Annotated in this window: 2 protein-coding genes; both read left to right on the forward strand. The window is 71.6% G+C overall.

Translation table 11 applies throughout. The annotated features are described in order from the left end of the window. Positions 1 to 166 (forward strand): holo-ACP synthase (locus FVW27_RS18585; RefSeq protein WP_481850179.1); only part of this gene is annotated, 166 nt, incomplete at its 5' end. Between the two features lie 113 nt (positions 167 to 279). Beyond that, the coding region (locus tag FVW27_RS18590; RefSeq protein WP_243838574.1) for an NAD(P)H-hydrate epimerase at positions 280 to 630 on the forward strand (351 nt) is incomplete at its 3' end.

The raw sequence follows: 630 nt of genomic DNA on the forward strand, positions 1-630 counted from the left end.
CGGCCCGCGCGACATCGAGGTGCGCCCCCTGCCCACGGGCCAGCCCCAACTGGTGCTGCACGGCAAGGCCGCCGACCGTTTCGCCGCGCTGGGCGCCACCGCAGCCCACGTGTCGCTGACCCATGGCCGCGATACCGCAGCCGCCGTGGTGGTGCTGGAGCGTTGAACGCACGGACTCAGACACGGCAGTGAAGGTGCTTCCGGGGGAAAACTCCCGCCCCCCAAAAAACGACCCCGAGGGGCTGACGGCAGCCATGCCATGCTGCACAGGAGCCTTCCATGACCCCGACCGACACCACCGACCGCTGGCGCCTGCCATACATGGATTTGCCCGCCCCGGAGGAAATGGCCGGATGGGACCGCGCCGCCAGCGCGGACTTCGGCCTGCGCGAGGAAATCCTGATGGAGAACGCCAGCCGCGAGGCGCTGCACGTGCTGCGCGCGGAACTGGCCGCATCCGTCACGCCCCCCAAGGCGCCTCTCCCCACCTCCCCCCCCTTCTCCTTCACCGGACTGCGGGTGTTGCTGTTCATGGGCGGCGGCAACAACGGCGGCGACGCGGCCGCCCTGGCCCGCCACCTGCACGACGCCGGGGCCGAGGTGCTGGTGCTGCACACCCGCCCGTTGGGC

This window comes from Nitratidesulfovibrio liaohensis, assembly GCF_011682075.1.
GTDB lineage: Bacteria > Desulfobacterota > Desulfovibrionia > Desulfovibrionales > Desulfovibrionaceae > Cupidesulfovibrio > Cupidesulfovibrio liaohensis.